Source organism: Bacteroidota bacterium (assembly GCA_016721765.1).
Lineage (GTDB): Bacteria > Bacteroidota > Bacteroidia > UBA4408 > UBA4408 > UBA4408.
In genome coordinates, this window is sequence record JADKHO010000001.1 from 2,015,510 (window position 1) to 2,042,335 (window position 26,826).

General features: G+C 37.9%; 20 protein-coding genes. 7 read left to right on the forward strand and 13 right to left on the reverse strand.

Going from position 1 to position 26,826, the window contains the following annotated elements; all coding sequences use genetic code 11:
• Positions 1-6 precede the first annotated feature (6 nt).
• The 3 genes from mnmA to IPP32_07485 all read right to left on the reverse strand — a co-directional run bounded on the left by mnmA (position 7) and on the right by IPP32_07485 (position 3,528).
• Positions 7-1,092 (reverse strand): tRNA 2-thiouridine(34) synthase MnmA, encoded by a 1,086-nt coding sequence (gene mnmA, locus IPP32_07475; protein MBL0047915.1) that lies wholly within the window; start codon positions 1,090-1,092, stop codon positions 7-9.
• Positions 1,089-2,102, reverse strand: coding sequence for a toxin-antitoxin system YwqK family antitoxin (locus IPP32_07480; GenBank protein ID MBL0047916.1), 1,014 nt, complete (start codon positions 2,100-2,102; stop codon positions 1,089-1,091). The genes mnmA and IPP32_07480 overlap by 4 nt, the downstream gene beginning before the upstream one ends.
• Positions 2,103-2,166: 64 nt before the next feature.
• A complete protein-coding gene (locus IPP32_07485) occupies positions 2,167-3,528 on the reverse strand; it encodes a YHYH protein (GenBank protein ID MBL0047917.1) in 1,362 nt (453 codons plus the stop codon).
• 171 nt (positions 3,529-3,699) lie between these two features.
• Here IPP32_07485 and IPP32_07490 point away from each other — a divergent pair, with 171 nt between their 5' ends.
• Positions 3,700-4,479, forward strand: coding sequence for a hypothetical protein (locus tag IPP32_07490; protein ID MBL0047918.1), 780 nt, complete (start codon positions 3,700-3,702; stop codon positions 4,477-4,479).
• A 360-nt stretch (positions 4,480-4,839) separates the two neighbouring features.
• Here IPP32_07490 and IPP32_07495 read toward each other — a convergent pair whose 3' ends face one another.
• From IPP32_07495 to IPP32_07505, 3 genes are read right to left on the reverse strand one after another with little or no spacing between them, the layout of a single operon-like run.
• Positions 4,840-5,850 carry a c-type cytochrome gene (locus IPP32_07495; protein MBL0047919.1) on the reverse strand — a complete coding sequence of 337 codons (1,011 nt, stop codon included), beginning with the start codon at positions 5,848-5,850 and terminating at the stop codon, positions 4,840-4,842.
• The gene (locus IPP32_07500; protein MBL0047920.1) at positions 5,847-6,533 is read right to left on the reverse strand and encodes a hypothetical protein; all 687 of its coding nucleotides are present in this window, start codon (positions 6,531-6,533) and stop codon (positions 5,847-5,849) included. Before IPP32_07500 ends, IPP32_07495 begins: the two co-directional genes overlap by 4 nt.
• Positions 6,534-7,907 carry a hypothetical protein gene (locus tag IPP32_07505; protein MBL0047921.1) on the reverse strand — a complete coding sequence of 458 codons (1,374 nt, stop codon included), beginning with the start codon at positions 7,905-7,907 and terminating at the stop codon, positions 6,534-6,536.
• 106 nt (positions 7,908-8,013) lie between these two features.
• Between IPP32_07505 and IPP32_07510 the strand changes: the two genes are divergently transcribed.
• Positions 8,014-9,867 carry a M1 family metallopeptidase gene (locus IPP32_07510; protein MBL0047922.1) on the forward strand — a complete coding sequence of 618 codons (1,854 nt, stop codon included), beginning with the start codon at positions 8,014-8,016 and terminating at the stop codon, positions 9,865-9,867.
• A gap of 153 nt (positions 9,868-10,020) precedes the next feature.
• Here the strand turns inward: IPP32_07510 and IPP32_07515 are convergent, their stop codons facing one another.
• A complete protein-coding gene (locus IPP32_07515) occupies positions 10,021-10,422 on the reverse strand; it encodes an acyl-CoA thioesterase (GenBank protein MBL0047923.1) in 402 nt (133 codons plus the stop codon).
• A 441-nt stretch (positions 10,423-10,863) separates the two neighbouring features.
• Here IPP32_07515 and IPP32_07520 point away from each other — a divergent pair, with 441 nt between their 5' ends.
• Positions 10,864-13,053, forward strand: coding sequence for a glutamine synthetase III (locus IPP32_07520; GenBank protein ID MBL0047924.1), 2,190 nt, complete (start codon positions 10,864-10,866; stop codon positions 13,051-13,053).
• Positions 13,054-13,111: 58 nt separating this feature from the next.
• On the opposite strand, the gene IPP32_07525 is transcribed toward IPP32_07520, so the two are convergent.
• Positions 13,112-13,603: a methionine-R-sulfoxide reductase gene (locus IPP32_07525; GenBank protein ID MBL0047925.1), complete on the reverse strand. Its 492-nt coding sequence runs from the start codon at positions 13,601-13,603 to the stop codon at positions 13,112-13,114.
• A gap of 96 nt (positions 13,604-13,699) precedes the next feature.
• Positions 13,700-16,597 carry an aminomethyl-transferring glycine dehydrogenase gene (gene gcvP, locus IPP32_07530; GenBank protein ID MBL0047926.1) on the reverse strand — a complete coding sequence of 966 codons (2,898 nt, stop codon included), beginning with the start codon at positions 16,595-16,597 and terminating at the stop codon, positions 13,700-13,702.
• Positions 16,598-16,742: 145 nt separating this feature from the next.
• On the opposite strand from gcvP, the gene IPP32_07535 reads away from it, so the two are divergent.
• Both IPP32_07535 and IPP32_07540 read left to right on the forward strand, forming a co-directional pair.
• On the forward strand, positions 16,743-17,363 hold the full coding sequence (locus tag IPP32_07535) for a hypothetical protein (protein MBL0047927.1): 621 nt from the start codon (positions 16,743-16,745) through the stop codon (positions 17,361-17,363).
• Between the two features lie 198 nt (positions 17,364-17,561).
• Positions 17,562-18,254 (forward strand): UbiA family prenyltransferase, encoded by a 693-nt coding sequence (locus IPP32_07540; GenBank protein MBL0047928.1) that lies wholly within the window; start codon positions 17,562-17,564, stop codon positions 18,252-18,254.
• A gap of 11 nt (positions 18,255-18,265) precedes the next feature.
• Here the strand turns inward: IPP32_07540 and prfB are convergent.
• Positions 18,266-19,355, reverse strand: a protein-coding gene (gene prfB / locus IPP32_07545; protein ID MBL0047929.1) for a peptide chain release factor 2 whose coding sequence is annotated in 2 segments (ribosomal slippage) — positions 18,266-19,300 and positions 19,302-19,355 — 1,089 coding nt in all. Because the reading frame shifts where the segments join, the coding sequence is not laid out codon by codon here.
• Positions 19,356-19,563: 208 nt separating this feature from the next.
• Here prfB and IPP32_07550 point away from each other — a divergent pair.
• Complete coding sequence (locus IPP32_07550; protein ID MBL0047930.1) at positions 19,564-21,522, forward strand: gliding motility-associated C-terminal domain-containing protein; 1,959 nt, start codon at positions 19,564-19,566, stop codon at positions 21,520-21,522.
• 30 nt (positions 21,523-21,552) lie between these two features.
• On the opposite strand, the gene IPP32_07555 is transcribed toward IPP32_07550, so the two are convergent.
• Entirely contained in the window at positions 21,553-22,293 is a 741-nt protein-coding gene (locus IPP32_07555) for an acyl-CoA desaturase (protein MBL0047931.1), read from the reverse strand.
• A 147-nt stretch (positions 22,294-22,440) separates the two neighbouring features.
• On the reverse strand, positions 22,441-23,733 hold the full coding sequence (gene hemL / locus IPP32_07560) for a glutamate-1-semialdehyde 2,1-aminomutase (protein ID MBL0047932.1): 1,293 nt from the start codon (positions 23,731-23,733) through the stop codon (positions 22,441-22,443).
• Positions 23,734-23,813: 80 nt separating this feature from the next.
• On the opposite strand from hemL, the gene kynU reads away from it, so the two are divergent.
• Positions 23,814-25,088, forward strand: a complete 1,275-nt coding sequence (kynU, locus tag IPP32_07565) for a kynureninase (GenBank protein ID MBL0047933.1) — start codon at positions 23,814-23,816, stop codon at positions 25,086-25,088.
• A gap of 15 nt (positions 25,089-25,103) precedes the next feature.
• Here kynU and IPP32_07570 read toward each other — a convergent pair whose 3' ends face one another.
• Positions 25,104-26,756, reverse strand: a complete 1,653-nt coding sequence (locus IPP32_07570; GenBank protein ID MBL0047934.1) for an LTA synthase family protein — start codon at positions 26,754-26,756, stop codon at positions 25,104-25,106.
• Positions 26,757-26,826 lie beyond the last annotated feature (70 nt).

Below are 26,826 nucleotides of genomic sequence, written 5' to 3' on the forward strand. Positions count from 1 at the left end.
CTAAAATTAAACAATAAATCCACCACCTACCAAATCATTGCCTTCATAAAATACTGCAGATTGTCCGGGTGCGATTGCAGAAACATTTTGATGAAACAACACTTTTGCTTTGCCGTTATCTTCACGCACTGTTCCAATGGTTCCGGGATCTTTGTAACGAATTTTAGTTAAAAAATCCATTCCCTCACCCAAATTTGCATATTTGATAAGGTTGTAGTTGCGCACGGTCATTTCCTTTTTCTCGAGATCTTCTTTCTTGCCAAGCACCACTGTATTTATTTCGGGAATAATTTCAGTAACAAACAAGGGTTCACCCACCGCTATTTCCAATCCTTTACGTTGTCCAATGGTATAAAAAGGATAACCTTTGTGCTTTCCCAATATTTTGCCATCGGTGCTCATAAAATTACCACCTGCCACTTTTTCTTCGAGGCCATCCACCTTGTGTTTTAAAAAGGCACGGTAATCGTTATCCGGCACAAAACAAATTTCATAGCTCTCGCTCTTGTTGGCTAAATCAATTAAGCCTCGATCGATGGCCATTTTTTTTATTTCGCTTTTGCGGTATTTTCCTAGCGGGAATTTAGTGCGCTTAAGGCTTTCCTGGGTTAATCCCCAAAGCACATAACTTTGATCTTTGCTTTCATCCAAGCCTTTCGAAATCACATAACGTTCGTTTTCTAAGCGCACATTGGCATAGTGACCGGTAGCAATAAATTCACAATCCAGCTGATTGGCACGTTTTAACAATGCCTCCCACTTTATATGCGTATTGCATAATACACAAGGATTAGGTGTACGTCCGGCTAAGTATTCATCCACAAAATTATCGATAATATAATCGCCAAACTCATCCCGTATATCTAAAATAATATGGTGAAATCCATTGTCTACGGCAATGCTTCGTGCATCATTGATCGAATCTAAGCTGCAACAACCGGTTTCCTTTTTTTGAGCGCCTGAACTTTGATAATCCCAAGTTTTCATTGTAATACCCACCACTTCATAGCCTTCTTCATGCAATAGCAAGGCTGCAATGGAACTATCAATTCCACCGCTCATCGCTACTAATATTCTACCTTTTTTACTCATTTAATTTTTCCTCCTTTACTTCCGCTAATCAACATGCCATTGCTATATTCCTCTGTTTTATCCAGCTTTCCATCTAAATTGAAAGTGCTGATTTTTCCGTCCAATTTATCATTCACGAAGATTCCTTTGCGTTGTATTTTTTGTCCTTCAAAATACTCCTCCTCTTCTTCCGCAAATTCGCCATCAGCTGGTTTTAAGCGTTTTTTCCATTGACCGGCCCGATAATATTCAATGAATTCTCCATTTTTTTTTCCGTCTTTATAGGTATAACTGCTTTTTAAAATATCGTTGTCATACTTATCTGTGAAAACGCCATTCATGAGTTCCTGATTTAGCAGTGTGCCTTTGCTGTAAAGTTCCCTGTTTTTTATTTCACCGGAAGGGAGATAATAAATCCAAGCTCCTTCACGCATAGCATTTACGTATGTGCCCGACATTTCGAGTTTACCATCCGGTTGAAATAATTTCATTACTCCATCCAATTCGCCCGCTTTGTATGAGGCATCCGTTTTAGGGTTACCACTTTTAAAATATTGTTTCCAGATACCGTTTTTAACGCCAGCTTTCCAAGAAGTTTCTTCAAATAGTTTTCCGTCTTCGTAATAAATTTTCCACAAGCCATCTTTTATGCAATTCAAATAACTTTCTTGCGAAATCAGAACATGTTCTGGATTGTAGTAATTCCAAATACTGTCCTTTTTTTCGTTGATGTAGATTCCCTCCGCTATTTTATTGCCTTTTTCATCAAACAATAAGGCACGTGCCTTTTGACCTTCATTGCTGTAGGTAGTAATTGCTTTTATTTTTCCTGAAGGGAAATAGTATTTAAACAAGCCGTTTGGCTTATCGTTCACAAAACTACCTTCGTATAATTTGACTTTTGTGTTCGCATCAAATTTTACCCAAGCACCTTGTTTTAGACCTTTTGCATCTTTTTTATTTTCTTGCGCAAAGCTAAACACACCACACAACTGGGAAGCTAGAAATAGAATAAAAACGTATTTCTTCATAAGTGGCAAAATTACGAAGAATTTGGCGGATAATTTACTGCTTATGAAAGTGTGATTTTGTAGGCTATTTCACCACAACAATCCGTTTTGCATTTTGGTTTGGAGCGTTTTCAATTTTTATAAAATATTCGCCGGCATACAGTTTTTTTGTGTCAAAATATGCAATAGAACTGCCTTGGTAAATAGAGACCTGTTGAAGGCGCTTTCCGTTTAAGTCATAAAGTCCTAGGTTTATTGAATGGCTTGCAAGGGTTGTTAATTGCAAAGCAATAAAATCATTCGCAGGAATTGGAAATACATTTATGTTTAAGTCAGAAAGAGGCGTTTCTGTAATACCATTTGGCGCAGTATAAGTACTTACCGGCTCACTGATACTGGTAACTTTTGCTGCCACTTTTGTACCGTAAAAGGTGGGGCCAACTGCATACGGGTAAGCAGAATTCCAACCTGCATCAACTGTAGCAAAGTAACAGTATATTCCACTAGGATATTCGGGTGTAACACAAAACCTACCATTGTGCTCATCTAAAAAATCGGGTGTAGCCGCACTGGTTGGAATGTATTCATAATCTTCGCGAAAATATCCGATTGGATAAGTAGCACTTACAGTGGGGCCGGCAGTTACTGTATTACCACTTGAATAAGTAGTTCGTGTGCTAATATTTCTTTTTGAATAACTCGATTTCATTCTAACTATGGCTCCTGTACCATTTGTGTTTTGATAGGCATAGGCGCCATAGATTGGAAATCCGTCATAGGCAAATCCGATTAAAGGGGAGTGTTGGGTGCTATCAATTACGTATAAACCGTCAGCATCGTACAAAGTACAAATCGTAGATATTACATTTAAATCTAATTTAAAAGCACTTGGATTTTGGTGGTGATGGTAATTTCCCATGGCGGGATGTCCTTTGGAGCAATCAAAACCAAGACGTTCACCAACAATGGCATCGCGGTTCCATACGCCATCTCCCGGCCCACCGGGTAATGGTCCTCCTGCAAGCGCATTGGTGGAATTTTTCCAAGATACACCATCACGATAATCGAATAATGCCACCCCATTAATAAAAACACCAATATTGCCTCCTGTAGTATTGGTAAGCGTGCCCGTGTTTTGAACCGGATTTAATGGGAATTTAAAAATAGCGTTTTGGTTGGAAGCAAGAGAGGGATTTCCATCCAGAAATGGCCCGGTAATATAGGCAGGAATGCCTTTGGTGCTAACATATACAAAGTTAGTGGAATACTGAACCGATTGTACATTTGCTAAAACAGCATCTGCAATGGCAGTTGAATTTCCACTCACATAATGCCGGCCTGTTACCGTATTATTTTGCAACCAGTTTAGGATGGCAGGATTAGTTTGAGCTTGAATAAAAAGTGTGTGTGAAAGTAAAAGAGAGAGACTAAGGAGTATTTTTTTCATTGGTAAATAATATTTTGTGACAAAGTAATTTTAATTTTTTAGTAATAGGTAGAGAAAAGGGTAATTGCATTTTAATTTTGGCTGTTTGCCCATTTTTTATCGGTTAATCCTAAAAATTTGAAACCTTAAAAGGACTTGTTCCGTTTAAGAGTTAAAACACAAAATGAACTCATGAATGCAATGCGAGTATTTAAAATAGCACCTCTGCTTTTTTTTCTATGCTTATTTACAGCCACTTCACAAACATTAGCAATTGGCTATTACCCTGATGAAACCTTTTCGAAATCATTAGAGTTACCCAAATCCGGAAAAATAAAATTTAGGGAAGATTGGGTGTATAAATTGTACAATGGAAAAATTGCGTCAGCAGGTATTAAGATTGGGTATGAAAGATATGATAGCCAAGGCCAAAAAATGGAGGAAGCGAATTATACCCGTGAAGGCTTACCCTTACTTGAAATAACCTATACTTATGATGAATACGGTAGAGAAGCGCAGTGCTTGGGCTTGAAACAGAATAGAAGCTTTTTCAATAAGTGGGAATACAGTTTTGACGACCGCACCAAAACACTCGAAAAGCACATTTTTAAAGGGAATTCGAATAAGGAAAAAACCATTTACCGATTCAATGACTTTGGAAATATTGTGGAGGAAATAAATTATGATGCAGCCGGTGAAATCAATTACCATTATATTATTTCTTACACTTCATTTAATAAACCCGCTGAATTGATTGAGCTGGATGGAAATGGTGAGCTGTATGAGAAATGGGTGTATGTTTATAATACAGAGAAACAAAATATTGAAGTAAGACAATTGGATGCATCGATGGCATTGTATAAAAAGTACTTGAATGTATTTGATAAAAGTGGTTTGCAAAAAGAAGTGCTCACATTTGACAAGGATGGAAACGAATTAGAGAAGACCATTTCAGTTTATCAGTATTATTAGGAGGAGTAAAGATTTTGAAGATGAAAGCAAGCAGATTGATAAACGGCTTAATGGAACGCGGATGACGCGGATACTGCTGATTTTTGCAGATTTGGTTCGGGATTATTTCAGAGATTCGATTTTATAAGATTTAAAACAATATTGCTTCACTTTACAACTCAAAGCGCCCTCTGCGCCTCCGTTGCGCTCCCAGCGGTTAAATTTTTCTACTCGATTTAATTAGAATTATTTTATACTTATAAGAAAATTTAATTCGCTAATAAACAGGAAAAAGAACGCTGATTTAAGCGGATGAATTTGATTTCTGTTTATTTTTATCTTCTTTTTAATTGAAGTAAAATCCTTTTAGTTTGTTATTAATTATTTTGGATAAGAATAATCCGGATGGAATAAAAAATTCCTATCAGTAAGTGTAAGCAGAAAGGCGATTAGATCCACTTTTTCATTAGAACTTAATTTGATAGGTGTTTTTAATTGAAACGAAAGTGTTTTGCTCTCCTTAATTTCTTTTGTGTAATGATTGAGTACTTCCGATAAATGTTTAAAACGCCCATCGTGCATATAGGGATAGGTGAATTCGATATTTCGTAAGGTTGGAACTTTAAATTTTAATGAATCATCTTTTAGATGTGTAAGCTTAATTCGTCCAAAGTCGTTTAGTGTTGTATCTATTGACAAGCCATTGTTCTCGAATTGTAAATTGGTAAAGAGCGGCTCTGTGTGACAGCTGGAACATTTTTTTTGAAATAAGAAATACCCATTTTTTTCTTGTTCTGTAAATGTTGCTTGCTTGCGCATTACGCTATCGTAACGCGAATTGCTTGAGATTAATGTTAACATAAATTGAGAGAGGGATTTCAAACAATTCTCACCACTAATTATGCTGTCGCCAAAAGCTTCTTTAAATAGTTGCGGATATTTTTTTGTGGTTTGCAATTTGGCCACCATTTGGTTCATTTGAAGGTCCATTTCTTTGGGATTAGAAATTGGAGCAAGGGCTTGCATGTCGAGGTGATTTATGGCACCATCCCACATAAACGTTTTGCTCCAAGCCAAGTTCATCAATGCGGGTGCATTGCGTGTGCCAATTTTATCATCGATGCCATGACTCAAAGCATGGTCAACATGCGCAAAGGCGGAGAATGGGTTGTGGCAGCTGGCGCAGGAAATTGTATTGTTGCGCGATAGTTGAGGGTCGTAGAATAAACTTCTGCCTAATGCTATTTTTTTTGTGCTGAGTGGATTTTTTTCAAAATTATATGCAGGTTTTGGCCAATTTGTGGGTACTTTAAAAAGCAATTCTTCGGCTTGATGAAAAGCACTAATAACAGAGCATATTAATAGGAGGGAAGCGACTTTCTTTACCGTCATGGTTTAACATAAAATGCTTTTGCTGCTTTTTGTGAAAGATCAAGGGCATCCTTTCCGGGCGACATAATGTGCGAGATCTGTGAAAAATCGATTTCAGAAAGCAGCTTTTTTATGTCAAAAACGAGTGTAATTGAATCTTGGATTGGTACAGCTAATTCAACTGTTTGTAGACAATTATAAGGATAGTGATATCCACCTAAATGAAACTGGAATTCATTTTTTCTGGCAGTACTTAAATTACTTTTTCCTTCGAGTTTAAAATTGATGTAACCACTCTGCCAGGTCCAATACATTCCATTAGTTGGATCTAAATCACCGCCCATTGCACCGGATACATTGGTTAAGCTATCGATGCCGAGATTGAATTTTAGTTTATTGAAGGACTGATAAGAAGGCAATTTCAAAATAAGCAAAAGGGTTGATGGATGACTAAAATCAATTAAATGAAAACTATTTTGTTCCTTCCAAATTACATTTTTGTCATTTAAAATGCTAAGTTCTGATATGTAAATTTTTAGTGTTTCAAGTTGGATACTATCCTTGGAGTTTAGCTTAATAATGGATGTGTTTACCTGGCCAAATTCTGAAAATCCAGAATTTGCCACAAATTTAATTTTAAAGCTTTCCTGTGCATTTATACTTATGCTGTAAAAGTAACAAAGGAGTATTAAGTATGCTCTCATCTATATTTTAAGAAATTTCTCGATCCATTGTTGACCTTTAAACCAATACATTCCTGAAGGTAAGTTCTCCAAATCCCAAATGAAAGAAGTACTTGAAATAATTTTTGTTTGTAGGGTAATTCCCAAGTTGTTTATTAATTCAACCTTTCCAATAATTTCACCTTGATTGCAAGAAATCAATGCTGTTTTGCTGATGGGGTTCGAAAAAATTTTGATTTGAGCAACGTTTAATTTATCAATGAATAAAGGGTTGCATGGAGAAGCAGATGTACAGATTGGGAGATTGGGTGTAACTCCATTTAGGATATTTGGCAAGCAAATAATGGAAGTATTGTTCATTACAAAATAATTTAAACTAATGGGTAATTGTGGCAAACAGGCAATGGGGTTATCTGAAACATTAAGGTAATGAAGTTTTGTGGGAAGTTGTGGAATACTCGAAATTTGATTGAGTGGGCATTCCAACCATTCCAGCGAATCGGGTAATGCGGGGAGAGCTGTAAGTAAATTATTAGAACAATCCAGAGACCGCATCATATTTGGAAGTGATGGCAGTGAGGTCAACAGATTTCCAGAGCAACCCATTTCGTATAACGAACTAGGTAGTTGAGGAAGGATAGGAATAAAATTTTGACTGCATGCCAATTGAATTAGGTTAGGCAGTGTGGGCAAACTGGTGAGTAAGTTATTGGAACACCAAAAGTATTCTAAGGAAGCTGGTAATGGCCCAATAGTACTTAAAAAATTGCCTTCGCAATATAATCCTCTTAGGTCAACAGGCATAGCAGGCAAAGTGGTTAATAAATTATAACCGCAGCCTAAGCCGGAAAGCGAATTGGGAAGTGAAGGCAATATTGTCAACAAATTATTTCGACAAGACAAGGCCCTTAAAGCATTTGGCAATGTAGGAAGAGTTGGAAGTAAATTTCCATCGCACTGAAGTGTGATTAAGGAATTTGGGAGAATTGGAATACTTGTTAATAGGTTAGCTGTGCAATCAATAAAAATTAATGAATCAGGAAGATAAGGAAGGCTATCCAAATAATTGTGTGCGCAAAATAAAGTTCTAAGTGAAACAGGCAGGGTTGGTAATGAGGTAAGATTATTTCCTGCGCAATCAAGATACCTAAGTCCGCTAAAAAAATGTATACCTGTTAAATTTTGCAAGGAGCTATACCTCACATTCAGCGCTGTATCAGTTGTGATAGGAGCACAATTAGTGAGAAGTGAATCCTGTAATGTAAAACAGCTTGGATACTTAATTTTTAATTGGTTTCTAAATGCAGCATCAGGAACCCAAAAATGCTGCGCCCATATATTAGAACTAATAAAAAATAAAATAACAAAAGCACGAAGAGCAGATTTGATTTGCATAAGGTTTTGTGGTGCATAAAATTAAGCATTTCTGCGGGTCTAAAAATATATGATGCAGCAAACTATTTTTATCTCTTACATTTGAAGCTGTAAAAAATAACCCTGTATGCGACAATACTATCTACTGCTATTTTTAATACTTAGCTTGGCAGCTTGTAAACAAAAACAAGCTCAACCCACCATCTCATTAAACAAAAGAATGAGCACTTACTCCAATTACGACAGTGTGCGCACAACACATTTGCAATGGGATGCCGCGGTTGATTTTGAAACCAGACAAATTCACGCTACAGCCACTTGGAGTTTTAAAAATAAAACGAAGACAAAATTTATTCGCTTTGACAGCTACGATTTGAATGTAAAAAGTGTGAAAGTAAATGATAGAAAAGTTGACTTTTTTGTGGGTACATTTAATGCGGAGTATGGAAGCGGTTTAGTTATTCCTATTGAAGAAAACGACTCTTTGGTGAGCATTGAATACACCACTGGTCCAAAGGCAAAAGCGCTTCAATGGTTGGAGCCCACGCAAACAGCCGGGAAGAAAAGGCCATTTTTATTTACACAATGCGAGAGTATACAAGCGCGCTCACTTCTCCCTTGCCAGGATGTGCCGGCAATTCGTATTACCTATAATGCAAATGTGCAGGTTCCCAAAGGCATGCTTGCGCTGATGAGTGCAAAAAATCCGCAACATAAGAATGAATCCGGGCGCTATGCTTTTCAAATGGAAATCCCAATTCCCAGTTATTTAATTGCTTTAGCAGTTGGAGATATTGAATACAAAGCCATTGATGCCCGCAGTGGAGTTTATTCCGAACCCATCATGTTAGAGAAGTCAGCCAATGAATTAAGCGATATTCCCAGAATGATGCAGGCTGCAGAAGCTATTTGCGGACCTTACCGTTGGGGAAATTACGATGTACTTATTGCTCCACCTTCATTCCCAATTGGAGGCATGGAGAACCCCCGTCTCACTTTTTCTACTCCCACAATTATAGCCGGCGATAAAAGCCTGGTTTCGCTTATAGCGCATGAAATGGCGCATAGTTGGAGTGGTAATTTGGTTACGAATGCAACCTGGGATGATATTTGGCTAAATGAAGGTTTTACTACCTATTTTGAGCGGAGAATCATGGAAAGTATTTCGGGAAAATCCTATACCGATATGCTTTGGGAGCAAGGCTATCAAGATATGGAAAGCGATTACGCAGCCCTAGGAGCCAATAATCCCGATACACGTTTACGATTGGATTTGAACAATAGAAATCCGGAGAACGCATTTTCGAATATTCCTTATGAAAAAGGGGCCATCTTTTTAAAGGTGTTAGAAGAACAAATTGGAAGAAAAAAATTTGATGCTTATCTCAACGAGTATATTAGTAAATATGCGTTTACACCTATTACTACACAAGCTTGTTTGGATTTTATGGAAGAAAAATTAGCAGACGGGGATACTTCCATTTTTAATAATCTTCATATTAAGGAATGGGTATTTGGAACTGCTTTGCCAAACTCTTTTGTGCACGAAAACCCAACTCGATTTGAAGTGGTTGATAAAGTTAGGGAGGCATTTGAGAACAGTGTAGAGATGAGCACTATCCAAGCAAAGGAATGGACCACACACGAGTGGTTACAATTTTTAAGAAAATTAAATCGGCCCCAGCCTTTGGCTAAGCTTGAAAAATTGGATGCAGATTTTAATTTAACCGAAACGGGCAACAGCGAAATTGCAGCGGAGTGGTTTAAGTTGTCAATTGCTTCGGGCTATACAACCGCTAATCCGGCAATGGAGCGTTTTTTAGGAAGTGTAGGTAGAAAAAAGTTTTTAGAACCTATTTATCGAGAGTTGCTTAAAAGTGCTGATGGGAAAGCCCGTGCGCAGAAAATATTTGATCAATCCCAAGCGAATTATCATCCGCTTACGGCGATTAAGATTCGTCAAATTTTGGATGGTAAATAAAGTACGCAGAATTTCTGCCAACAGTACTTTAGGATTTATGTTTCGTATTTAACCGCAAAGAGCGCTATGGAGTCGCAGAGGTCGCGGATTTTTTTCTGCAAAAGAGTAATGTGATTTATAACTGACTGGCAATTGCTTTTGGCGCAAAGTCAATTAAGTAGCTAACATACGTCCTTTCCATGCATCCGGCACCGCGATGCTGATTTGTTTCACATAATTAAAGCACACCATTACGGTTCTTGCGGTGGCTACTTCCACATCCAGGTTGTTTTCTGTTTTTAAAATAGAATAGGAAAGGTCGAAACTCTTGGAGCCCATGCGGCTGCACCAGGTTTTAATTTTGATTTGGTCTTTTAATAAAATGGGGATTTTATAATCTATCTCTGCTTTCGCTAAAATAATTCCTTCGTTGAGCCAGTCGATGGTGCCAATAATGTTATCAAAGTAAGGAAGACGAGATACTTCTAAGTAAGAGAGATAGATGGCATTGTTGACATGACCAAATTGATCCAAATCCACAAATCGAATTTGTATCGCAGTTTCAGCGTTTTTCATTGTGAGGGAATTGAATGGAGCCCGAAGGTACAAACATTATTTTGCTGCAAGCGAAAATAAACTACTTTTAGATTTAAAAGTAATTAATAGGGGGTTGTTAATAAAAAAAATCATTTATTTTTAAAATTGTATTGAAAAAATAGGGGGGTATTCAAAAAAAAAATACATTTGTGTCCGAAATGGATAACCTTTTTACAAATTCTCCGTTTCAAACCGAAGTTTAAGATTGCTTCAAGTGTTTATATGCTGTTAGGAATGGCGCATGGAGGATAAATTAAACACATAGGAACATAGGAAACAAAGGGTTCACATAGTTGTGAGCAGATATGAGTTGGAAGACTAAATTTTTAAAAACCGTTTATACTAAAAATTGATAATTATCGCATTTCAATTAATTACTAATTCAATAATTCAAAAAATCAATAATTCAACAATAAAAAAATGGCAATACACCGATTTAAAGCATTAGAAGAATTGATGGCCCGCACACCAATAGTGCCGGTTGACCATGGTAAAGTAAGCTCTAAGCTTTTTGGAGCAAGTGTTTTCAGCAAACAAGTCATGCAAGAGTCGCTTCCTAAAGAAGCATACGAAAGTGTGATGATGGCTATGGAGCAAGGAACACAAATTGACCGCAAAATAGCGGGTCAGGTTGCCTCTGCCATGAAAGTATGGGCTTTGGAAAAGGGAGCAACACATTACACGCACTGGTTTCAGCCTTTAACCGGAGCTACAGCCGAAAAACACGATGCTTTTTTTGAACCAATAGGGGATGGAAAGGCTATCGAAAATTTTGATGCTGCGCAATTGGTGCAACAAGAACCGGATGCTTCCAGCTTTCCGAGTGGTGGAATTCGCAATACTTTTGAAGCACGCGGATATACAGCTTGGGATCCTACTTCTCCTGCCTTTATTATTGGTACTACATTATGTATTCCAACTATTTTCGTTTCTTATACCGGTGAGGCATTGGATTACAAAACTCCTTTATTGAAATCGCTTCACGCTATCGATAAAGCAGCAACCGAAGTATGTCAATATTTTGATAAAAATGTAACCAAGGTTGTTGCGACACTTGGATGGGAGCAAGAGTATTTTTTGGTGGATGCAGCGTTGCACAATGCGCGCCCTGATTTATTAATGACAGGAAGAACTTTATTTGGACATGCACCAGCAAAAGGGCAGCAGTTGGAAGATCATTATTTTGGTTCGATCCCTGACAGAGTATTAAATTTTATGCGCGATTTAGAAGCAGAATGTTTAATGCTGGGTATTCCTATAAAAACGCGTCACAACGAGGTGGCTCCGAATCAATTTGAGTGTGCTCCTGTGTATGAAGAAGCGAACTTGGCGGTGGATCACAATCAATTGCTGATGGATATGATGGAGAAAGTAGCACGTCGCCATAATTTCAGAATTTTGTTGCACGAAAAACCTTTTGCCGGCGTGAACGGATCGGGTAAACATAACAATTGGAGCTTGAGTACCAATACCGGAAAAAATTTATTATCACCTGGAAAAACGCCTAAAACGAATCTTCAGTTTTTAGCCTTTTTTGTAAACATCATTAAAGCAGTTCATGACAATGCAGATTTGATGCGCGCCACGATTGCTTCTGCAGGTAATGATCACCGATTAGGCGCGAACGAAGCACCTCCAGCGATTTTCTCAGCATTTATTGGTTCTCAATTGAGTGCCATTTTAGATGAGTTAGAGAAAAAAGTGCACAGTGGAAAAATGTCACCAGAAGCAAAAACCGATTTGAAATTGAACTTTGCAAAGGTGCCGGAAATACTATTGGATAATACCGATAGAAACAGAACTTCACCCTTTGCATTTACCGGAAATAAATTTGAGTTCCGCGCGGTAGGTTCTTCAGCAAACTGCTCGCCTTCCATGACTGTATTAAACTTGGTTTTGGCTGAACAATTAAATGTATTTAAAAAGGAAGTTGATGCTTTATTGGCAAAGGATGTGAAGAAGGATGAAGCCATTTACCAAGTGTTGAAAAAATACATTATCGAAAGCAAAAAAATTCGCTTCGAAGGAAACGGGTATGGCGAAGAATGGGTGAAGGAAGCAGCAAAGCGTGGTTTATCAAACATAAAAACTACCCCAGATGCATTGGATGCGATGGTAAGTAAGAAAACACTCGACTTGTATGCAAAACATAACATTTTGAGTCACCGCGAAATGGAAGCCCGTCACGAAATAGCTTTAGAAACCTACACTAAAAAAATTCAAATTGAATCACGGGTAATGGGTGATCTCGCAATAAATCACATCATTCCAACAGCACTTAAATATCAAAATTTATTGATTGAGAATGTGGAAGGTTTGAAAGCGATATTCGGAGCCTCAGAATTTAAGAAAATGGCAGAAACTCAAATTAAAATGGTAAGTGAAATTTCGGAGCATATTACCGGAATTAAGACCGGTGTTGAAAAAATGATAAACGAACGCAAGAAGGCAAATAAATTGGATGGTGGAAAAAAACAAGCGGTTGCGTATTGCGATAACGTTAAACCTTATTTCGACATTATTCGTGAGCATGTGGATAAATTGGAGTTGCTCGTAGATGATGAAGCATGGCCTTTACCAAAATATAGAGAGTTACTATTTACTAAGTAATAAAATAAAAAAGAGGCTGCCCCTAGTGAGACAGCCTCTTTTTTATTAGCTCATAATTTTATTTTGCTTTAATAACAGTAGGGATATTTTTTATGTCATCAGCTGCTACAAATTTAATGGAACTTGTATTTACACAATGCCTTGTTTCCTTTGAGGTAAACCCTTCTCCTAAAAATACATGGCCCAAATGTCCCTTGCAATTGTTGCAAACAATCTCTGTTCTTCGGCCGTCAGCATCTGTTATACGGGATACTGCACCTTTAATTTCATCATCAAAACTTGGCCAACCGCATTCTGAATCAAACTTATCTTTCGATGCATATAAGGGCGCATTGCATTGCCTGCAAATGTAAATTCCCTTGTCTTTTTTCTTGTAATACTCCCCTGTAAAAGGCATGTCCGTTCCTTTGTTTAGTATCACATATTCTTCGGCTGGTGTAAGCTTATTGTATGTCATTTTTTGTTTTGGATGTTGAGGTGAAGTTTGACTTTGGCAACTACTTGAAAGTAAACTAATAGCCAAGGCTAAACCGCTAAATGATTTTTTCATCTGTATATTTTTTTAGCAAAATTACTGTTGCCCATAAACATACGATGTAAGCCAACTGACAGTTTTCTATAATCTTTGCCAATAATAGTTAAAGCCCTAATTCGCAATTAATTCCTCAGCATAACTTTCAATTGAAGGGCAAGAGCAAATTAAATTGCGGTCGCCATAAGCATTGTCAATGCGACCAACACTTGGCCAAAATTTATTTTCAGCTACCCATTTTAGTGGATAAACAGCTTTTTGACGTGAGTAAGAATGTGACCATACATCAGCGGTAGCTTCTTTACCCGTATGCGGGGCATTTTTAATTACATTATCTGTTACATCTGCTTTACCATTAGCAATTTCATCTATTTCCTTACGAATTGAAATCATTGCTTGGCAAAAACGATTCAGTTCATCCAAGGATTCACTTTCTGTTGGCTCCACCATGATCGTATCGTGCACCGGAAAGGAAACGGTTGGCGCATGAAAACCATAGTCCATTAGACGTTTTGCAATATCTGCAACTTCTACCTGCGCTGTCTTTTTGAATTCAGCACAATCTAATATCATCTCGTGCGCGCAACGACCATTTTTACCGGTATAAAGCGTGCTGTAATAATCTTTCAATGTTTCTTTGATGTAATTCGCATTTAAAATGGCCATTTTAGTAGAATTGGTAAGCCCTTCTGCGCCAAGCATTTTACAATAAGCATAGGATATAAGCAAAATTAAAGAACTACCCCAAGGGGCCGCTGAAACTGCTTTAATCCCTTTATCTCCGCCTGTTTTAACCAAAGGGTGGGAGGGAAGAAATGGTTGAAGATGCGCTGCTACGCCAATTGGTCCCATACCCGGGCCGCCTCCACCATGCGGAATTGCAAAGGTTTTATGCAAATTCAAATGGCAAACATCAGCACCGATATTTCCTGGACTTGTTAAGCCCACTTGAGCATTCATGTTGGCGCCATCCATATATACTTGTCCACCATTTTGGTGAATGATATCTGTAATTTCAATAATACCTTCTTCATACACACCATGTGTAGAAGGGTAAGTAACCATTAGACAAGAAAGCTTTTCCTTGTGAAGTTCTGCTTTTTGTCTGAGGTCGTTTATGTCGATATTCCCGTTTTCATCACATTTTACTACAATAATTTGCATTCCGGCCATGGCAGCACTTGCGGGGTTTGTACCGTGAGCTGAGGATGGAATTAATGCAATGGTGCGGTGTGCATCGCCTCTTGAAATATGGTATTCACGAATCACCAATAAACCTGCATATTCTCCTTGGGCACCTGAGTTGGGTTGAAAAGACATGGCAGCAAAACCTGTAATTTCACATAACATTTTCTCCAATTCAATAAAAATTTGTTGGTATCCTTCCGTTTGTTCAATGGGTGCGAAGGGATGTATGTAAGCAAATTCAGCCCAAGTAATAGGAATTAATTCGGCCGCTGCATTTAATTTCATGGTGCATGACCCAAGGGAAATCATAGAATGCGTGAGCGATAAATCTTTGTTCTCAAGGCGCTTTATATAGCGCATTAATTCTGTCTCGCTGTGATAAGAATTAAATATTGGATGCGTTAAGTAAGCTGATTTACGTTCAAAAATAGAATTGAATACAGCCGATTTTTGTGCTGGTAAATCCTTGCCTTCGAGTGTAACAGGCGCCTTTTGAAGTGCTTGTGCAAAAATATTTACGATATTGTTTACATCTGTAAGGCTGCTTGTTTCGTCAAGCGAGATACAGGCACTGGTGGAATCCGGAAACCTGAAATTATATTGTTGCGCAAGAGCAAGCTGATGCACTGTGCCTTCAATAACTGTATTGGGGAAAATAATTTTTACAGTATCAAAATATATTTCATGGCTAAGGGTGTACCCTAGTTTTTTTAATTCTTCAGCAAGCAAAAAGCTGAGGGAATTTATTTTTTGCGCCATCGATTTAATTCCGGCAGGACCGTGATATACGGCAAACATACCTGCCATAATCGCTAATAAAGCTTGAGCCGTGCAAATATTAGAAGTTGCTTTATCACGACGAATATGCTGTTCACGTGTTTGCAAAGCCATACGCAATGCACGATTTCCATGCGTGTCAACCGAAACACCAATGATTCTACCGGGTAAAATGCGTTTAAAATCTTCTTTGGTTGCAAAAAATGCAGCATGCGGACCACCATACCCCATTGGTACGCCAAAACGTTGAGAATTTCCAACCACTACATCTGCGCCCCATTCACCGGGTGGTGTAAGCAAGGCTAAACTCAACAAATCGGCAGCTACAACGATAGAAGCATTTTTTGCATGTGCCGCATTAACAAAAGCGGCATAATCTGAAACTTTTCCATTGACATCCGGGTATTGAATTATTCCGCCAAAAAATGCTTCTGTAAATTCAAAGCTAGTATGGTCAGCAATAACTAATTCGATGCCAAGCGGAGCAGAACGTGTTTGCAAAAGTGCAATGGTTTGCGGAAAACAATCTTTTGAAACAAAAAACTGATGAACATTCTTTTTTACTGCATCGCGTGAGCGATTATTATAAAACATGATCATTGCTTCAGCTGCTGCAGTGGCTTCATCTAATAGTGATGCATTAGCGATTTCCATACCGGTTAAATCCATTACCATGGTTTGAAAATTAAGCAGTGCCTCCAAGCGCCCTTGCGCAATTTCGGCTTGATAGGGAGTATAGGCTGTGTACCAACCCGGATTTTCCAAAATATTTCTTTGAATTACCGGAGGAACTACACAATTGTTATACCCCAATCCAATTAATGATTTATAAATTTTATTCTTTTTTCCGAGTTCTTTTAAACTAACAAGGTATTCGTATTCCGACATCGCATCTCCTATTGCTAGCGGTTTTTTTAGTCTGATATTTGCAGGAATTGTTTCGGAAATGAGTGCATCCAAACTGCTTGCTCCAATTTTAGAGAGCATTGTTTCAATTTGGTTTTTATTAGGTCCAATATGACGATATTCAAATTTTGTATGCGGCATTTTTCGTTGGTTTTCGGTTAATAATTTTAGGCGTGCAAATGTACGAACATTTGAAGTAAAAAATGGTTCAGTTTGAACTAAAAATCGGGATTTATTTTTCATTTCCCATCAGAACCGTATCTTTGGTTTTTATACCCTTTCGTTTATGAGAATATACAATTGTTTCCTGCTTTCTTTCTTTTTTGCCCTGCTTATTTTGCCACACGTTACAGTTGCGCAGGATGAGGTATTGTTTATAAACGGTGACTATGCAAATGTGAAAGTGTTAGACACCACCGATTATAAGCGAATTAGCGTGCAGCGTCCCGGTAAAGCAAAAATAAAAACCTGGTACAAAGAGGATATTTATTCCATAAAATATGCAGACGGAAAGGAAGTCATAGTATATCATCAGGATACGCTCGAAAATGAGTATTTCACGCCTGCCGAAATGCGCATTTATATTCAAGGTGAGCAGGATGCTGCTGCAGGCTACAAAACGCCAGCGGCTACAGCAGGAGCAGCAGTTGTAGGCCTAGGTGGCGGTTTGGTACTTAGTTTTTTGGCACCAATAGCTCCGGCACTTTACACTGTAATTGTAGGTTCACGTTGGATTAAAATTCGAAAGAAATATGTTTCCAATCCCGATTTATTAAAGGAAGAAGTGTATCGAATGGGTTACGAAAAGGAAGCCCGTTCAAAAGTTATTCAAAATTCAATTATTGGGGGAGGTATTGGAATGCTGGTTGGATATGCTACCGCTAATTTAATTTTGCTTAAAAGGTGATTTCAAAATTTGCGTTTGCTTAATAAAATAGGACATTTATTTTTATTCGGCAATATCTTTGTTGCACTATGTGCTTATTTCCAAACCCTGAACGAGCTTTATTTTTCTTCACAACTAAGTTTAGTAAATCCTACCTCAATTTTCGTTTTTTTCTCCACCCTTCTTATCTACAATTATCGTAAACTTTTATTTGCAAAATTGGATTTAAAAGAACCGTTTACCAAACGTGCCAAATGGGTGTTTGCGAATCGACTTTCAATTGCCATAATTTGCTTTTCTTCGGTTTTGGGAATAATTATTTCAATGTTCAGTTTAAGTAAACGAACCTTGCTGTTTTTACTTCCTTTGTTTGTTATTTCGGTTTTGTATGCGACTCCTTTTTCAAGAAATATGGATTCTATGAAGCGCTTGCGTCAGCTTCCTTTCCTGAAAATATTTTTAGTAGCAGGTGTCTGGAGTGCCGTAACAGTGTTGTTTCCGATAATCGAAAATGATTTTCAAAATCTATTTTCTACACCTGTTATTTTTTCATTTTGTGCACGTGTCGTATTTATTTTTTCAATTACCCTGCCATTTGATATTCGTGACATTGAAGTGGATAAAAAAAATGGAATCAAAACCTTTCCGGTGGTGTTTGGCGAAAAAAAATCCGTTCAACTTTCTATTGCAAGCATGCTACTCTTTATATTGTTGCAACTTGTAGGTGTGTATTTTCATTATTTTGATGCAAGGGCAACTGGAGTGGGCTATTTGTTATCAGGTATAATTTCACTTTTTTTTATTGCACAATCTTCAGCTAAAAAAAATGAGTATTTTGTGGCATTTTGGATTGAAGGATTAATGTTACTGCAGTTTATTTTACTGCTTGTTGCGCACTTTCTACTTACCTAATTTTTTTTAGATTAACTGCTTCCATACTCCATCAAATAAGCTTTAATAAAATCGTCCAATTCTCCATCCATCACCGCTTGCACATCGCTTGTTTCCGTTTCGGTTCGTAAATCCTTAACTAATTTATAGGGATGAAATACATAGTTTCGAATTTGAGATCCCCATTCAATTTTCTTTTTACCACTTTCAATCAGAGCTGTGCTTTCGCGACGTTTACGCATTTCAATTTCATACAATTGCGACTTCAAAAGTTGCATGGCTTTGTCTTTATTCTGTAATTGCGATCGCGATTCTTGGTTTTTTATTATGATACCGCTTGGCTTGTGATGCAGGCGAACTGCTGTCTCCACTTTATTTACGTTTTGACCTCCGGCTCCACCACTTCTAAAAGTATCCCATTCTATATCGGCTGGATTTATATCAATTTGGATAGTATCATCAATAAGAGGATAAGCGTAAACACTGGCAAAGGAAGTATGTCGTTTTGCATTGGCATCAAATGGCGAAATCCGCACTAATCGGTGCACACCACTTTCTCCTTTTAAATAGCCATAAGCAAAATCTCCTTCTATTTGTAAGGTGGCAGATTTTATTCCTGCGCCATCACCCGGTTGCAAATCCTCTTCGGTTACTTTACAATTGTGCTTTTGTGCCCACATGATGTACATGCGCATGAGCATCTCGGCCCAATCTTGACTCTCTGTTCCGCCTGCACCCGAATTGATGGTAAGAATAGCGCTTAAGCCATCTTCTTTTCCACTCAGCATGTTTTTAAATTCTAGTTTTTCCAACAGTAAAATGCATGAAGCATAATGTTCATCCACTTCTTTTTCTGTGGCTTCACCTTCTTTATAAAAATCATAAATAGTCATAAGATCGTCGCAACTTCCTTCTAATTCGGAGTATGCTCCAGTCCACTGCTTAATTTGCTGGATTTGTTTAAGCGTTTCCTCGGCTTTTTTAGGGTCATCCCAGAAATTGGGAGCAAGGGTTTTTTCTTCTACCTCGGCTATGTCTTTTAATTTTTTATCAACGTCAAAGATGCCTCCTCAGTTCCTCTCTTCGGGAGCTCACGTCTCTTAATTGGTCGCTAGTTATCATGCGGCAAATGTATTAAAAAAATGAAATGCTCTTGGAATTCAATCAGGATGATTATTTTTTGTTGTAATTGGGCGCCGTTGATTGGTGGATACTTGCTGTTTAGCGGCTACAAATACTTTTTATTGTTAACTGCTTTAAAAGCAAATTAGATTAATGTAAATTTAATCCCATAAGCGAAATATATAAAAATGGGTTTTACACTGTGAACATGAAACGATTACTAATGGTGACGTTATTGCTATTCTTTGTTTTTGAAGGAATAGCTCAAAGGCCAACATTTTTGAAAGCATTGCATCAATTCAACTACAGTCAGCAAGTGAGGGTAATACCTTCAAATGATGGGGGTTGGCTTTTATTTACACTCGATAGTTGCAAGATTTACAAGTTTAACTCGTGTGGGATTTTTCAATGGACGCAAAAATATTCGTTTAGTGGCTTAAGCATTCATGGTATAGATCTAATTCCCACCAATAGCGGTGGATTTGCTTTTTTAGTGCGATGCAGCCCGGGTTCGAATTATTATCCAATTATGGTAAATGCCGATGCACAAGGAAATGTTATTTGGTGTAAATCATTCTCAGATCCACTTTATGGTGAAGCTCCATACACGCTCATACAAGACCATTCCGGTAATTTTTTTACTTATGGAAATGCCACATTACTTGCTACAAATGAGGTATTTAATACCCTATCTAAAATTTCTAATTCAGGGAATATTATCTGGAGCAAACTTTATAATCATGGGGGTATTTGGGGCGGTGCTATACTTACCAAGGATAACGGCTTTTTAATGCGCACCGGAAATATTTTTATTAAAACAGATATAAATGGAAATGAGCTTTGGACAAGCAAGATTCTAGATGGTATGTATCATTATTATAAACCTGTGGAAGTAGATGATGGCTTTATTTTTAACGGCTATACTAATGGAATTGGCAGCACTGATACGGTTTGTTTTTATAAAATTGATAAATTGGGTAATATGCTTTGGGGAGGAAAAAGGCAACTTGATTTTATTGGCGTTCCCATGCAACTCACAAGCAAGTACAATGGCAATTTTATTTTTTTGCATCCTAAACAAGTCAACGGAAAAAGTTATCAAACCATTACCGAATTTGACAAGGATTTAAATGTGATAAATCAAACTGCGATCGAAAACAATGCCTTTAATATTTCTTATAATTTTTCTTCTGCTTGTTTTTTAAAGGATAGCAGTGCGGTGATTGGAGGAGCAATTACCATTAACGATCCTGCGGTAATTTCTCGTTTGGCTTTTCTTAAGGCTGATATAAATCAGCATTTTTCTTGTGATACCGGATTGGTGGTAAATAGCACTAATGTGCCACTTGTTCAAAATAGCTTAACTACAAGCGTCACATCGCGCAGCTATACTTCCAACAATCAATTTTTGATAAGCGAAACTAGAATCGATTCCACCTACTTTATTTGCTCTAGCTTCTCGCCTTTGCAAGTCAACTTGGGTGGTGATACTAGCTTATGCGCTGGAAGCTCCATTGCCCTGCAAAATAAAAGCAATGCTGAATTCGATTTGTTTGTTTGGTCTACCGGCGAAACTGCTGCTCAAATTATTGTTTCTCAACCCGGCAAATACTGGTTACGCGCTTCAAACTCCTGCAGGCAGGAGAGTGTTAGTGATACCATACTTGTCGACTTTAAATTTTTTCCTAAGCCAAGTCTTTTAAGGGATACCAGTATTTGCAGTGAAAATGGGATTGAGTTAAATGCATTTATTCCCGGGGCGAGCTACATGTGGAGCGAGGGGTCTTCTTCCGCTAACATAACAATAAATCAACCTGGCAACTATGTTGTAAATATCAATTACCTGAATTGCTCCAAATCTTTTGAAACGAAAGTGGAGGATTGCGAAATACTGCTCCTTCCGAATGTAATTACACCTAATAATGATGGATTTAACAATGCATTTCTTCCCATCGAAATGCGCGGAATTATTGATGCCCAACTAAAAGTGTTTAATCGTTGGGGCCAAGAAATTTATTATACAACAGATATTATTAATCGCCCATGGGCCGGTAATGCATATAGTAAAAAGTGTCCGGATGGGGTTTACTATTGGATTGTGGAATACACCAATTATTTGCATGTGAATAAGCTGCAAAAAGGCAGTGTAAGTTTGTTCTCAGAATAGGGTCTTATTTTTTGATTGATTTACCAAGCTTTAGGCAAAACGTATCACTTTTATCCAGGATAAAAATTTTAAAATGGGATAAGTGAAATCAATCTCAAACCACTTTTTAGCAAAGTTAGGAGCCAAAGGATATTTGTGATGGTTGTTCTGAAACAACTCACCCATCAATAAAAGACCAAAAGGGGTGCTGTTGTGCGAATGATCATGGTTGTCGAAATTTTGATAACCGTATTTATGTCCACACCAGTTAACAAAAGCACCTTGAATTGGACCCATCAAAAAATGTATCGGAAGCAAAGCGCACCACCACCAGGATAAATCATAATGGGTTATCACTAAAGCGTAGATTGAAAAATAAATCACACCCCAAATTAGGCGCACAAACATATTGTCACCAAATCGATCCATTTTGTCCCATACCGGCAAATCTTGTGAAAACTTTGAATCAGGGGTGATGGCGCCCGTTTTAAAATCATTGTAAATCTTTTTTGTTTCCCACATCATCTGAAAAACATCTCTATAAAAGATAGGAGAATGGGGATCTTGTTTTGTATCGCTATACTCGTGGTGCATGCGATGCATCACAGCATACGCGCGTGGTACCAAATACGATGAACCTTGAAAAAACCAGGTAAAAAAATAAAATACTTTTTCAGTTGTTTTGCTCATGGTAAACATTTTGTGCGAACCGAATCGGTGCAAAAAAGCGGTATGAAAAAATAAGGAGAAGAACCAATGGGCAAAGAAAATTACAAGGATAATCCAGTACATGTATCGTTTAGGTTATTTAATGGTACAACAGTTAATCAATTCAAATGTTTCAATTGAGGTTTCCCTTTTTGAAATTTTGCGCAAAGAACGGAAAATACTTTTTAATGTAGGCTGTTTCTGAAATGATTCTGATCAGATGAGCAAAAATTAACTAAAAACAACATCTAATGCAGCACACATGCTTTCGGCGGCCCGTTTTATATCTGCATCACTATGGGCTTCCGATATAAAGCCTACTTCGTAACCGGAAGGGCCCATATACACCCCGTGTTCGAGTAATTCATGATAAAAAACTTTGAATTTCTGCATACCTGCAGCATCAATTTCTTCAGAGCTTCTTATGGATTCGGCGCGGCTAAAGGCTACCCAAAAAATAGAACCAATGGAGAAAATGGTGAATTCGTAATTTTTCGAATCAGCATAACTACAAACTTTTTTGCAAAAAATTTCGGTTTTGATTTTTAAGTTTTCGTAAAAACCCGGTTTCAAACATTCTGTCAATTGAGCAATCCCAGCACTCATTGCAACCGGATTACCGGATAATGTTCCTGCTTGATAAACATTTCCCTCCGGTGATATGTGTGCCATAATTTCAGCTCTTGATCCATAAGCACCAACCGGCAATCCACCTCCAATAATTTTCCCATACGTACAAATATCCGGTTGTATGTTATAATACCCTGCAGCACCCGTAAAACCAACACGGAACCCGGAAATTACCTCGTCAAAAATCAAGAGTGCTCCTTCTTCTTTGCAAATTGTTTTCAATTGGTTTAAAAAGGCTTCTGTTTGCAATAAAAGTCCATTGTTGGCTGGAATAGGTTCAATTATGATGCAGGCAATTTGCCCCTTAAAATCTATAAATGCTTTTTTTACTGCTTCCAAATTATTTAACGAAACAACTATAGTTTCATTAACAAAACTCTCAGGTATTCCTGCAGATGAGGAGTTTCCAAATGTTACCAAGCCACTACCTGCTTTCACTAAAAGGGAATCCACATGTCCATGATAACAGCCTTCAAACTTTAATATTTTTGATCTTCCTGTATATCCACGTGCAAGTCTAATGGCGCTCATTACAGCTTCAGTTCCTGAACTAACGAAGCGAATTTTTTCAATAAATTTATTGTTGCTTAAGATTAATTCGGCCAGCTCATTTTCCAAGCGTGTTGGCGCTCCGAAGGAAGTGCCTTTTGCTAATGATTCAGTAATTTTGTTCCTTACTTTAGCATTGTTGTGACCCAAAATTAATGGCCCCCAGGAGCAACAAAAATCAATAAATTCATTTCCATCGGCATCCCATATTCGTGCACCGTCACCTTTTTCAATAAAAATGGGAGTTCCGCCTACAGAGCGGAATGCACGTACGGGTGAATTCACACCGCCCGGAAAATAGTTTTTGGCTTTTTCAAAAAGGGATATTGATTTTTCGCGTTTCATATTTTTGATATAATAATTCTGCCCAAAGATATATCTTTAGCCAATTGAAAATACCATTTCTAACCTACAACCTTTTTTGAATGAAGTACCTTAACTCCCTTGAATTTGCGCGTCAAATGGATGCTCAAGATCCGCTTAACGCTTTTCGTGAGCGCTTTTTATTTCCGCAACACAAGGGGAAGCAAGCCCTTTATTTTACCGGTAACTCGCTGGGATTACAACCTAAAACAGTGCTTGAAAAACTCAAACAAGAACTGGATGACTGGGCACAATACGGAGTGGAAGGCCATTTTTTAGCCAAAAATCCATGGGTTTCCTATCATGAAATTCTCACCCAGCAAATGGCCAAAATTGTTGGCGCATTGCCCTCCGAAGTAGTGATGATGAATCAATTAACAGTTAATCTTCATTTATTAATGATTAGCTTTTATCGACCCACCGAGAAGCGATTTAAAATAATTTGCGAGGCAAAGGCATTTCCATCCGATCAATATGCACTTGAAAGCCAGGTGAAGTTGCATGGATTTAAACCCGAAGAGGCCTTAATTGAAGTGTTTCCGAGGGAAGGCGAACATTGTATTCGACACGAAGACATTTTGAGTGCTATTGAAAAAAATAGGGATAGCCTTGCATTGGTGATGATTGGCGGAGTAAATTATTATTCAGGACAAGTATTCGATATGTTGTCTATAACCAAAGCTGGTCATGCAGCCGGTGCGCTAGTTGGTTTTGATTTGGCACATGCTGCCGGAAATCTTGTTTTAAAATTACACGATTGGGAGGTTGATTTTGCCTGCTGGTGCAGTTATAAATATTTGAATTCCGGGCCCGGTGGAGTGGCAGGAGCCTTCATACATCATAAGCACGAAAGTGAGGATTTGCCCAGACTTGCAGGATGGTGGGGACATAATAAAGAAGCGCGTTTTAAAATGGAAAAAGGCTTTGTCCCTATGAAAGGCGCAGAAGGTTGGCAACTCAGCAACGCCCCTGTATTGAGTATGGCGGCATGTAAGGCTAGTTTAGATATTTTTGATGAAGTAGGCATGGAAGCATTGGCGGCTAAGCGGGATATATTGACCGGGTTTTTGGAATTTTTGATTGAAGAATTAAATCAAAGCAAAGGCAAGTACCAGTTGGAAATTATTACACCACGCGATAAAAATCAACGCGCTGCTCAATTAAGTATCTTAGCGCATGGTGGCGACCCGCGTGATTTTTTTAATCAATTAACTCAAATGGGAGTTATTTCCGATTGGCGTGAGCCCAATGTTATCCGCGTTGCGCCGGCTCCTTTATACAATTCATTCGAAGATGTGTGGCAAATGGTTCAAGTTATGCGGCAACTAAACAATTAGTGTGCACAAGCCACTTTAATTATGCGCATCCAAACGATATCTTCCATTTCGATAGATGTAGGAGATAGATTGAAGGTAATTTTCTGCAAAATGTTTCAGCTCCATTTTTTCTTTGTTCGGAATTTGCTCGTTCAACTTTAGGTGTTTGGTATCATCTATTTTGAAATACTTTGGTGCATTTGTTCGCATATCCCATTGCATCGCAATGTCATTTTCACATAAGGTTATTTGAGATTCATAATCTTTACTAAAAGCAAATGCACGATAATTTTTGTCGAATAGGTTTTGTCCCAAACAATTAAAATTTCCAGTATAGCCTGTTTCGTAAAGAAGGGTTGGCGCAAAGTCAATTTGAGAGCAAATTGATGTAATTGTTCCGTTACCGCGAGAGGTGTTCAAAAGTAACGCCGGGATATGGAATAATTTAAACCCAAAATCAGCATCCTCATATATCTCCCCGTGATCAGCAATAATTAAAAAAAGGGTATTCTTAAAATCCGGATGTTGTTGGCACTTGTCTAAAAATTTTCCGAGTGCATAATCCGAATATAAAAATGTTGCTTCTTTTTTGTCAAGCATTTTTGTTTCCGGATGACTTTCAATAAAATCAGCAGGCAATTCGTGAGGGGCGTGATTGCTCATGGTTAGAATTAAGGAGAGTTTGGGTTTTCCATCATTGCTCCAAATTTCCGGATAAATTTTTTCGAATAAATCATCATCACTCACGCCCAATTCATTCCTAAAATGCCAGGTTTTAAAATCCTTTTCATCCAAAAATGTTTTAAATCCGCCTTGCTTTAAAAAGAAATCGGTATCCCCGTAACTGCCATGTCCATTGTGATAAAAGTGCGTGGAGTATCCTGCATTTTCAAAAATATTTCCTAAGGTACTGAATTCAATAAACCCCTTGCGCCGAATTAAACTGCTCCCTAATAAGGGTGGAAATGAGCCAATCACAGCCGTAAGCCCATGCTGTGTGCGCACTCCACTTGCAAAGCAACTTGTAAATAGCAATCCTTGTTTGGCAAACCGATCGAAGTTTGGTGATAGTAATTTTCCATTTAGGCAACCAATGTTGCGCGCTGCAAAGCTTTCCATCATAATAATAACCACGTTCTTTTGTTTAGCCGTTGGTGACGCTGTAAAGCTTCTTAAGCTTGGATAATAGTCGCTTTCTGATTTTTCATCCGGTTTTATAATGGCTGCACGCAAGCCTTTTAAGGCGCTATCAAGAGTTGTAAATTCATAAGCCGCAATGTCTCTGTCAAAAATGTTCTTTTGATCAATGGCCTTAATAAAAGTGTACACACCGTTACTTGCCATTTGATTCGCTGCGGTGCTGCTGCTAAATGAGGTAAGAAACCAAAAAGGAGGTCCATAATAAAAAAAGGTGAAGGTGAAAAGCAATAAGGTATTCAGTGGAATCCATTTCCAGTGCGCCGGTTCAGCAGCTTTAATTTGCTGAAAAATACGTTTATGTAATTTAATAAAAATAAAAACTCCTATCCCATAAATCCCAAAAATGCGCAACACAGGATACGATTTCCAAATTAAAGTAAAAATAATAGCATAGCGCTGAACACCTTCCGATACCATCATATTGAGGCGTGTTCCGTATTGACTAAAATAATAAATGTCGACTAAGTTTACAAAGAATATTAATGCCAAGAGGAGGGAGGAAAGGAGGTAAAAAATCTTGGTCAAGTTTCTTTTTACTAGCAACTCCATTAGGGAAAGT

Excerpts from the sequence above, each read along its gene's own strand:
- kynU (MBL0047933.1), top strand. The coding sequence starts at position 23,814 with ATGAAGTACCTTAACTCCCTTGAATTTGCGCGTCAAATGGATGCTCAA.
- IPP32_07485 (MBL0047917.1), bottom strand. The coding sequence starts at position 3,528 with ATGAAAAAAATACTCCTTAGTCTCTCTCTTTTACTTTCACACACACTT.
- gcvP (MBL0047926.1), bottom strand. The coding sequence starts at position 16,597 with ATGCCGCATACAAAATTTGAATATCGTCATATTGGACCTAATAAAAAC.
- IPP32_07535 (MBL0047927.1), top strand. The coding sequence starts at position 16,743 with ATGAGAATATACAATTGTTTCCTGCTTTCTTTCTTTTTTGCCCTGCTT.
- IPP32_07555 (MBL0047931.1), bottom strand. The coding sequence starts at position 22,293 with ATGTACTGGATTATCCTTGTAATTTTCTTTGCCCATTGGTTCTTCTCC.
- IPP32_07510 (MBL0047922.1), top strand. The coding sequence starts at position 8,014 with ATGCGACAATACTATCTACTGCTATTTTTAATACTTAGCTTGGCAGCT.
- IPP32_07500 (MBL0047920.1), bottom strand. The coding sequence starts at position 6,533 with ATGAGAGCATACTTAATACTCCTTTGTTACTTTTACAGCATAAGTATA.
- IPP32_07520 (MBL0047924.1), top strand. The coding sequence starts at position 10,864 with ATGGCAATACACCGATTTAAAGCATTAGAAGAATTGATGGCCCGCACA.
- IPP32_07525 (MBL0047925.1), bottom strand. The coding sequence starts at position 13,603 with ATGAAAAAATCATTTAGCGGTTTAGCCTTGGCTATTAGTTTACTTTCA.
- IPP32_07505 (MBL0047921.1), bottom strand. The coding sequence starts at position 7,907 with ATGCAAATCAAATCTGCTCTTCGTGCTTTTGTTATTTTATTTTTTATT.
- IPP32_07515 (MBL0047923.1), bottom strand. The coding sequence starts at position 10,422 with ATGAAAAACGCTGAAACTGCGATACAAATTCGATTTGTGGATTTGGAT.
- IPP32_07495 (MBL0047919.1), bottom strand. The coding sequence starts at position 5,850 with ATGACGGTAAAGAAAGTCGCTTCCCTCCTATTAATATGCTCTGTTATT.
- hemL (MBL0047932.1), bottom strand. The coding sequence starts at position 23,733 with ATGAAACGCGAAAAATCAATATCCCTTTTTGAAAAAGCCAAAAACTAT.
- IPP32_07550 (MBL0047930.1), top strand. The coding sequence starts at position 19,564 with ATGAAACGATTACTAATGGTGACGTTATTGCTATTCTTTGTTTTTGAA.
- mnmA (MBL0047915.1), bottom strand. The coding sequence starts at position 1,092 with ATGAGTAAAAAAGGTAGAATATTAGTAGCGATGAGCGGTGGAATTGAT.
- IPP32_07480 (MBL0047916.1), bottom strand. The coding sequence starts at position 2,102 with ATGAAGAAATACGTTTTTATTCTATTTCTAGCTTCCCAGTTGTGTGGT.
- IPP32_07490 (MBL0047918.1), top strand. The coding sequence starts at position 3,700 with ATGAATGCAATGCGAGTATTTAAAATAGCACCTCTGCTTTTTTTTCTA.